Source organism: Ruthenibacterium lactatiformans, assembly GCF_000949455.1.
Taxonomy (GTDB): domain Bacteria; phylum Bacillota; class Clostridia; order Oscillospirales; family Ruminococcaceae; genus Ruthenibacterium; species Ruthenibacterium lactatiformans.
Map to the genome: position 1 here is coordinate 163,272 of NZ_JXXK01000004.1, position 8,532 is coordinate 171,803.

At 58.6% G+C, this 8,532-nt stretch carries 6 protein-coding genes; 1 reads left to right on the forward strand and 5 read right to left on the reverse strand.

Annotated features, from left to right (window positions below; genetic code table 11):
- Positions 1-3: 3 nt before the first annotated feature.
- The 4 genes from TQ39_RS04895 to TQ39_RS04910 all read right to left on the reverse strand — a co-directional run bounded on the left by TQ39_RS04895 (position 4) and on the right by TQ39_RS04910 (position 5,892).
- Entirely contained in the window at positions 4-924 is a 921-nt protein-coding gene (locus TQ39_RS04895) for a carbohydrate ABC transporter permease (RefSeq protein ID WP_050004756.1), read from the reverse strand.
- A gap of 129 nt (positions 925-1,053) precedes the next feature.
- Positions 1,054-2,391 (reverse strand): ABC transporter substrate-binding protein, encoded by a 1,338-nt coding sequence (locus tag TQ39_RS04900; RefSeq protein WP_050004757.1) that lies wholly within the window; start codon positions 2,389-2,391, stop codon positions 1,054-1,056.
- A 281-nt stretch (positions 2,392-2,672) separates the two neighbouring features.
- Positions 2,673-3,941, reverse strand: coding sequence for a Gfo/Idh/MocA family protein (locus TQ39_RS04905; RefSeq protein ID WP_050004758.1), 1,269 nt, complete (start codon positions 3,939-3,941; stop codon positions 2,673-2,675).
- 70 nt (positions 3,942-4,011) lie between these two features.
- Positions 4,012-5,892 carry a beta-N-acetylhexosaminidase gene (locus TQ39_RS04910; RefSeq protein WP_050004759.1) on the reverse strand — a complete coding sequence of 627 codons (1,881 nt, stop codon included), beginning with the start codon at positions 5,890-5,892 and terminating at the stop codon, positions 4,012-4,014.
- A 323-nt stretch (positions 5,893-6,215) separates the two neighbouring features.
- On the opposite strand from TQ39_RS04910, the gene TQ39_RS04915 reads away from it, so the two are divergent.
- The gene (locus TQ39_RS04915; RefSeq protein ID WP_050004760.1) at positions 6,216-7,367 is read left to right on the forward strand and encodes a Gfo/Idh/MocA family protein; all 1,152 of its coding nucleotides are present in this window, start codon (positions 6,216-6,218) and stop codon (positions 7,365-7,367) included.
- A 202-nt stretch (positions 7,368-7,569) separates the two neighbouring features.
- Here TQ39_RS04915 and TQ39_RS04920 read toward each other — a convergent pair whose 3' ends face one another.
- Positions 7,570-8,136, reverse strand: coding sequence for a 6-carboxytetrahydropterin synthase (locus tag TQ39_RS04920; RefSeq protein ID WP_050004761.1), 567 nt, complete (start codon positions 8,134-8,136; stop codon positions 7,570-7,572).
- Positions 8,137-8,532 lie beyond the last annotated feature (396 nt).

The following is an 8,532-nucleotide window of genomic DNA, read 5'->3' on the forward strand; positions in this document are numbered from 1 at the left end:
TCCTTACATCTCGTATTTTTCCTTCGGGAAGATCAGATTGATGAGCGCCATCGCCGCGACGGTAATCAGGCACAGCACCACGCCGATGGCCGCGCCCATGCCCACGTTCGTGCCCGACGCCACCGCATTCGAGCTGATGGACGTACCGAAGATCTGGTCGTACATATAGCTGGCGGGCGTGATGGTCGTGGGGTCCGACGGGACCACGCTGAACACGCGGGACCACAGAAAGAAGCCGATGCAGCCGATGGTCCAGAAGGTGAACTGCGTTTTAACATTGTCCGCGATGAGCGGCAGGGTGATGCGAAAAAAAATCTTTCCTTCCGTCGCGCCGTCCATAAACGCCGCCTCGAACAGGTCGTCCGGGATCTTTTTCATGGCGGCCATGTACACCAGCAGGTTGCCGCCGATGCTGCAAAAGCAGAAAGCGATGAGCATGGACCAGAACGCGTATTGAGTGCTTGTCCATGGTATGGCCGCAAGGCCGTCCAGGCCCAGCGTCTCGAACACCGTTTTGAGCAGGCCGTACCGGCTGTTGTACGCATACTGCGTCCACACCGTGATCATGGCCACGGGCGTGATGACCGTGGGCAGATAGATAAGGTTGCGCCACAGGTTGCCCATGAACATGCCCTTGTGCAGTACCCAGGCAAAAAACAGCGAGATCAGAAATACCGCCGCGCCTCCCGCCAGGAAGATCAGCATCATATTCTTGAACGATACCCGGAACAGCTGACGGCTGAACAGGTCTACATAATTATAAAGCCCTACGAATTCCCAGGTATCCCGCGCGGCGCTGATATCCGACACCTCAAAAAACGACATCTGAACCGTGCGCAGCACGGGATACAGATAAGCGATTAAAAATGCGATCACCACGGGCGAAAGGAACGCCAGATACATTCTGCGCAGCCCTTTTTTCACCGCTGCCCCTCCTTGTTGCTTTGCCGGGAAGCCTGCCCCCTGGCTGTATCATTTGAAAAAGCGGATGCCGGCGCGCATTTGTGCGCGGCCGGCATCCCTATCCTGTTTCCTTGTTTTATCCGGCCGGCGTCAATATTTGGAAGCTTCGCCCGTCAGGGTGGATACCGCCTTGTCGGCCGTCGTCTGCTGGGTGAGCACCTTGTTCATCTCCATTGTAAACACTGCGCTCACAAACTCGCTGGAAAGGTCGCAGTTCAGGCTGGCCACCTTGTCCGCAGCAGCGATCACATCCGTGCATTCGGCACGGGCGCCGGGCCACTCGGAGCCGACGGTCGCCGGAGCGCCGCCCTGCTCGGCCAGATAGTCCTGCACTTCCTTGGACGCCACATAGCGCAGGAACTCCTTCGCCGCCTCGGGGTTCGGGGAGCCGCTGTATACGGCCAGGGGAACACCTCCGACGGAAACGTAGCCGCTGCCCTCAGCTCCGTCTTCCACCTGCGGGAACGCGAAGAACCCCCAGGGGAAGTCCTCGCCCGCCGTGTCGGCCACCTCGGAAGGCATCCAGCTGGCGTTCAGGTACATGGCCGCCTCGCCCAGCGCGAATTCCTGCTGGCCGGCGGGATACTTATTGGTGGCTGTCTGCGGGGACATAAACGGCGACAGCGTCTCCATGGCGGCAAACGCCTGCTTCACTTCCTCGGACTGCCACGCCGGGTCGGACGCGCTGGCACTCATGGCTGCGATGGTATCGCTGCCCACCAGGCGGGCCAGATAGTTGTTGGGGATCAGCGTCATGTATGCGTCATCACAGGTGACGGCATTGATGCCCGCGTCCTTCAGCTTCTGGCATGCTTCCATGAATTCCGTCCAGGTCTCGGGCGTTTCGGTGATGCCCGCCTGCTGGAACAGATCCTTGTTGTAGAAGAAGCCCACCACCCAGGGGAACATCTGCACGCCGTAGTATTTGTCCGTCTCCAGCCCGGCCTTTTCCTGTCCCTGGGCGTTGGCGAGATTCAGCACCGGCAGAATGCTCTCGGCCACGGTCATATCCTCCTGGCCGAGGGCCGGCTCGTTCATCATGTCCGTGATGTCAAGATAACGGTCCGTGCTCTTATCATACGAAAAATTGTCCAGGATGTCCAGCTGCTCGCCGCCCTCCAGCGCCGGGCCGGTGATGTCCTGGTTGGAACGGCCGATCCACTGGATCTCCACCTCGCAGTCGGGGTAGTCCTCCATGAACATATCAGCGGCCTTTTGGATGGCCATTGCCTCGGGCTCTCCCTCGTTGTACATGGACCAGTACACGACCTTGCCCGAAAGCTGCTTGCCGGTGGCAGAGCCGCCTGTGGAAGCAGAGCCGCTGGCGGAGCCGGCGGCCGGCGCTGAAGAAGAAGCTGCGCCCGAGCATCCGGCGAACACAGCCAGTGCCATCGTCAGCGCAAGACAGAGTGCCAATATTTTTTTCATTTGCGTTTTCCTCCTAAAAGATCCTTTGGAAAAGGCTGCGTCGCCCTTCCTGTTCTGCACTTTCAGTATAACAAGGACGCCGCGCAATGTATTTGTCTTTTTCGGCGCTTGTTTTACTGTTTTCCGGCACCATCAAAAAATATTATCATATTTTTGCAGCAAAATGAACAAAGAAATTTAAATCATTTGCAAAACAGAGTCCTTTTTTATTCATTCTGTTTTCAATATTGAAGCATCAAAAAACGATCTCCTTAACAAAAAAGACAAATTCCGAACTATGCTCACAGCTCCACGGGCAGGCTGCGGCCATGTTCCAGGCGGGAGCGCTCGGCCAGAAGCGCCACCAGATGGCTTTCGATGGAGTGTTCCACAGAAGAGAGCATCTCGTCGTCCCGCCCGCTGGCCAGCAGTTCTACAAACTGTTTCACCATAACGGCGTCTCCTCCGCCATGCCCGGCCATGGAACCGTCCGTTACATTCAGGTCCATTTCTTCGCTGTGGCCGAAGAAGTCGTGCCACACCAGGTGGGAGAGATCCATATTTCCCTCCACACAGCCGTGGGTACCCATCACCTTGATGGTGCGGTAGCACCGTTCGGTGAACGCGGACATGGTAAAATTGATGGTGGTGCCGCCGTCCAGCTCGATATTTACCACCTGGTGGTCCACAACGTCGTTGTCGCAGTGATAAACACAGCGGCCGTAGGGGCCGGTGCGCAGCGCCTGCTCGATGTTCTCGGGTGTGGGGTGAGGGTCCAGCACGTTAATGGGCCAGTGCACGCGCCCCGCGCGTACGCTGGTGCGGCCGCTCTCCAGATAATACCGCACCGCGTCGTAGGGACAGCCGGCGCGCACAGCGCAGTCCATGCAGCGCTGCGCCGCGCCCGCGGGGGCTTTTTCCGCACGGAACAGATAATTGTTGCCGTAAGAGCTTACATAGCGCGCCCGCTTGCCCGTAAGCCAGATGAGAATGTCCATATCGTGGCAGCACTTTGCCAGGATCATCGGGCTGGATTCGTCCGCTCGGCGCCAGTTGCCGCGCACATAGCTGTGCGCCTGATGCCAGTAGCCCACCTGTTCCATGGCCTGGATGGTTACCACCTCGCCGATGCGGCCGTCCTCGATGATCCGCTTGATGGCATTGTAAAAAGGCGTATAGCGCAGCACATGGCACACCACCACATGGCGCTGATACCTCCGCGCCAAACGCAGTACCTCCAGGCAGCCCTCAATGTCCACCGCCACTGGTTTTTCCAGCAGCAAATGGTACCCCCCTTTCAGCGCGGCCTCCGCATGGACGACATGCTGCCGGTCCTGCGTGGCGATGACCGCCGCGTCCGCCAGCTGCGGCTGCGCAAACAGTTCCTCCGCCGTTGCGAAACAGCGCTCCGCCGGGATGTTCCACTCCCTTTGCGCCAGCTCCAGCCGCTCGGGACGCGGGTCCGCCACTGCAGCGATCTCCACCTCATCCGGGTGCTCCATGGCATAGTTGCCGTAAATGTCGTGGCCGCGGCCGCCCAGGCCTGCGATGACCATCGTGATTCTTTTCATTGCATAACCATCCCTTTCCCTTTTCCCCGTTCCGGCTCTTTCGCGGGCCGCGGCGCGGGAGCGCCTGTTCTCAAAAGCATTTGGATGCGCTTGCGATCTCGCGCCAGAAATACACGCCGTGCAGGCGGCTGGTGCCGGGTGTGCGCAGCAGGAGCAGCCGCCCCTCTTCCAGCTCCTCCAGGCGCTGCACGCTGCCTGCGCACCAGTCTTCCGTTCGAGCGGCGGCCGCTTCCAGGCGGGCCTGTACGCCGGCCAGCCGCAGCTCCAGCACTTCAAACCCCTGCGGACGGCATTCCGCCATCCACAGCTGCCGCCAGCATGTGCGTAGCGCTCCGCAGTCCTCTGCGGCCTGCCGCGCCTGTCCGGCCAGCGCTGCCAGCCGGGCGCGGTCCTGCTTTTGGTAAGCGCGGTACAGCCCAAGGCCCAATTCCGCCTTGTTTTTCAGCACGCGGGCCAGCAGCTCATAAAAACGGTACAGCAGCGTCCACTGGCCGCCCTCCTGCGCATATGCGGCAAACTCCGTCTCCAGCGAGGCGTAGTGCTGCGCAAAGCCCAGCCCTTCGATATCCAAATCGTACAGGCCCAAAAGCGGGTCTTGATACAGCAGAAATTTTGCGGCATTGGGCAGATCGCTTTCAGCGTCCAGAAGCGGCGTTTTGTTGAACGCGCTGATGCGCGCCAGCGCCCGCCCGTCCGCGCCCGTGCAGGCGGCGAGCCTGCGGCAGATGTGCCCGCGGTCCATCCCGCCGGTATAGCAGAACTCCGCCCAGGCCTGCAGGCCCAGCAGCATCGCCTGAGGGCTCGTCTCTCCGCCGTCGTCGCCCCATGTGGTGATCATCACATCCGTCACGCCGTTTCCGAGGCAGGCACGCAGCGCGGGCTCCGCTTTTTTGAAAAACACGTCATAGTCAACGGCCGGGCCCAGCCACGTCCACATACCGCCCGCAAACCGCAGCGGCGCGGCAAATTTCTGGTGCAGGCGGATGTATCTGTCGTAGAACGCCTCGTCGTCGTGGTAATAATCCCAATATACCAGCGTCATGTCCGCGGGCGCGGCGTCTATTACCGTCTGGGGGATCTCGATGTCGTCCTCGTAGTAATCATCGTTGGGGCTGGCGCAGCGGAAATACATGTCGCTCCACATCATTGGCTCAAAGCCGTGCTTTCGGGCCAGCGCGCCCACGCGCTCCACATGGCGCAGCATAATGTCAAAGCTCTCGTGATAGCCGTTCTTTTTCAAGTACCCGCCCAAGCCCAGATTCATGGCTTCGTCCATGCCCAGGTGTATTTTTTTCGTGCGGTAGCATGCACGGCACCGGCGCAGCATGGCCTCGATCAGCCGGTAGGTTTCCTCGTCCCCGGCCAGCAGCACATCCGGTGTATCCCGCAGAGGCGCGCTGCTTTCCCAATGCAGAAAACGTTCCAGATGCCCCAGTGTCTGGATGCAGGGGATCAGTTCGATGCCCAGCGCCGCCGCCCAACCGTCCAGCGCACGCAGATCCTCGGCGCCGTACCTTCCCCGCTGGTAGCCGAAAAACGGATATTCCGGCAGCGCATAGGTATCCTCCGTATATAAGTAAGCCTCGTTGTAGCCCATCAGCGCCATGCGGCACAGCATCCGCTTGAGCGCATCCACCGTCATCACTGCATTACGGGAAAGGTCAAAACTGGCGCCCAGGCCGCGGAACACCGGCGCCTCGGTCTGTTCAAAGGGAGCCGCGCCGCCTGCCAGGCGCTCCCGCAGCAGGCCCAGCCCGCGAAAAAACTGCGCTTCGCCCGCACCAGAGAGCTGCGCCCTGCTGCCGTCCCAGGAAATGCCCGGCACACCGGCTTCACTCCAGCGCACAGGTACGCCGTCCCCGGCCAGCTTAAAGCCGCCCAGCACCTCCAGCTCCCGCACACCCGTCTCAAACCGCCGCGCGCTTTCTTCCAGATAGATCCGCACTGCCATGGTCCCTCCTGTCCTGTATTGTTATTTTTTATCATACCGCAAACCGCAAAAAAAATCAGACGCATTTTTTGTCTTTTCAGACGCATTTCTCGGTTAAAAATCTCCTGTTTTGCTTTTTTGCGCCGTTTTTCGGCAAAAGTACCGCATCAAAAAGCACAATACCGTTTCTCAATTCACGTCCGGCTGCGGCCGCCGTTTTATCTTTTTCGTTCTTTTTTTGCATCTTTGGTCCGTTTGTTTGACTGCGGGCATCCTGCTTTCTATAATAAGTGCAATGCCGTCCGGGCATGCGCGTCAAAAAACACCGGAAAGAAGGAATCACCATGAAAAAAATCGGCTTTATCGGCTACGGCCTGCGCAGCGAGACCATGATGAAAGCATTTACCGGCGCGGGCCTTCCTCTCGCGCCGGCCGCTGTCGCGGACCCGCGCCTGGAAACGCTGCAGCCGCAGCTGGCCCGTGACGGCCGCTTTGCAGACACCCGCTATTACGCGGACGCGGAGGAGATGCTGGACCGTGAGGCGCTGGATGCCGTGTTCATCGGCACCCGGTGCGGCCTGCACGCCCGGTACGCCGCCCTTGTGATGGAACGCGGCCTGCCCCTGTTCCTGGAAAAGCCCGTATGCATCGATGAAGCGCAGTACGCCCGGCTGCTGGCCGCGCCGCCCGCGCAGCGAGGCCGCGTTATGGTCTCTTTCCCGCTGCACGTCACCTGCATCGTACAGGAGATGAAGCGCCTTGTGGACAGCGGCGCGCTGGGTGACGTCGTTTCCGTGCAGGCCGTCAACAATGTGCCTTACGGCGGCGTTTACTATCACAGCTGGTACCGGGACGCCGCCCTCACCGGCGGGCTGTTTCTGCAAAAAAGCACCCACGACATCGACTATATTACTCACATCCTGGGCAAGCGTCCCGTCTCGGTGGCCGCCCTCACCTCCAAAATGTATTTCAAAGGCAACAAGCCTGCGGGGCTGCATTGCCCGGACTGCCCTGAATACCGCACCTGCCCGGAAAGCAGCTTTGTTGTGGAACACCGCCGCAAGGAAGAGCCCTCTGGCGAGCTGTGCTGCTTTGCCAGGGACACCGGAAACGAAGATGTGGGCGCGGCGCTGTTCACCTGCGAAGACGGCACGCTCATTTCATACCATCAGACATTTCTTGTAAAAAACGACGCCGGGCGGCGCGGCGCGCGCTTTATCGGCACAAGAGCCAGCGCGGAGTTTGATTTTTACACAGCACAGCTCCGTGTGGACTATTACGACGAACGCCATACCGCCGTCCATCAATTTCATTATCCGGAAGGACTGGTGCACTTCGGCGGCGACGAGGCGCTGGCCCGCGGCTTTGCGGAAATGCTGGAAGGCGCGCCCAGCCCGCTTGGGCTGGAGCACGGGCTCGCCAGCGCAGCCGCATGTCTTGCAGCGCGGCGCGCGGCGCAGACCCACCGGGAGGAAACCATCGAATACGGCTTCTGAGCGGCGCTTTTCCGCAGCGGAAGCAGGAGCAGAGCAGGCGCTCGGCTCCCGCTCCATACAAAATAGGGTACGGGGATGCTGCATTCAGCCCCCAGCGTCCCGTCTGCTCCGCCGGGCGGCATACACACCCCAAACAGGCAAGCGCCCTATGCTTTTCAGCATAGGGCGCTTGCCTCACTTCAGCCGCGGGCGGCCGGAAGATTTATTGCTTTTTGTATCCGCACTTCGGGCAGACGCCGTTTTCATTCAGCGCAATGCCGCACAGCGGGCAGCGGTCAATTTCATTTTTCGTGTCAAATTCCGCGCTGGCAGCGTTTACGCCGCTGGTAAAAGTGAGCTTCGCAATGTTCAGCTTATCCTTCAGCAGGTCATAAACGATCTTGATCATGCCCTCAACGGTCATGGTCTCCTTAGTGACGACCAAACGGCAGTCCGGATATGCGGTGGCAAGCTCTGTCTTAAACGCCTCGCCCTTCATAACGTTGTTGGGATGTCCGTTTTTGATGCCCTGTTTCTCGTATACGTCAAGGATCGCAGGCAGCAGGGGGTCATCCTCCCGCAGGATCAGCGCGTGGTCAAAGTTTTTCAGAACGTCCCATGCGGTTTTCTGAATTTCATTGCAGGGGAACACCATGTTCACGCCGGCATTCACGCTGTCCTCCACTTCAATGGTCAGAACACCCGTATGGCCGTGCAGGTACTGGGCTTCGCCCTTGAACCCATAAAAGCGGTGTGCATATTGCAGGTCTAATGTTGTAATGCTTCTCATAACTTACTCTCCTTCTTCTTTTTATATTATTTACGGGGGTCTCCGCGCCCGTATGCGCATCTTTTCGCGTGATACCATGTCCTTGCTTCCGCCGCGTCCCAGACGCCTGTATGTATAGGCTCCGGCTGTTCTTTGGGCAGGATGTCTTTTGAGTTTAATTTAATTATATATTAAATAATATTCATTGTCAATAGACAGTTAAAACAATTAGCTCTTTCCCTGAAAGCAGTTTTTATTCCGTCTCCGGCCGACAGAAAAGCTCAAATTGGAACATTCAAAAAATCAGGGCAAAAAAGTTCCAAAAGCAACATTTTAGTACAAGAGAAAAGCAGAGCGAAAGGATATATTGTAAGTAAGGCCGAAAGGCATTTTCAACCGAGAATAATCAAAAAGGGA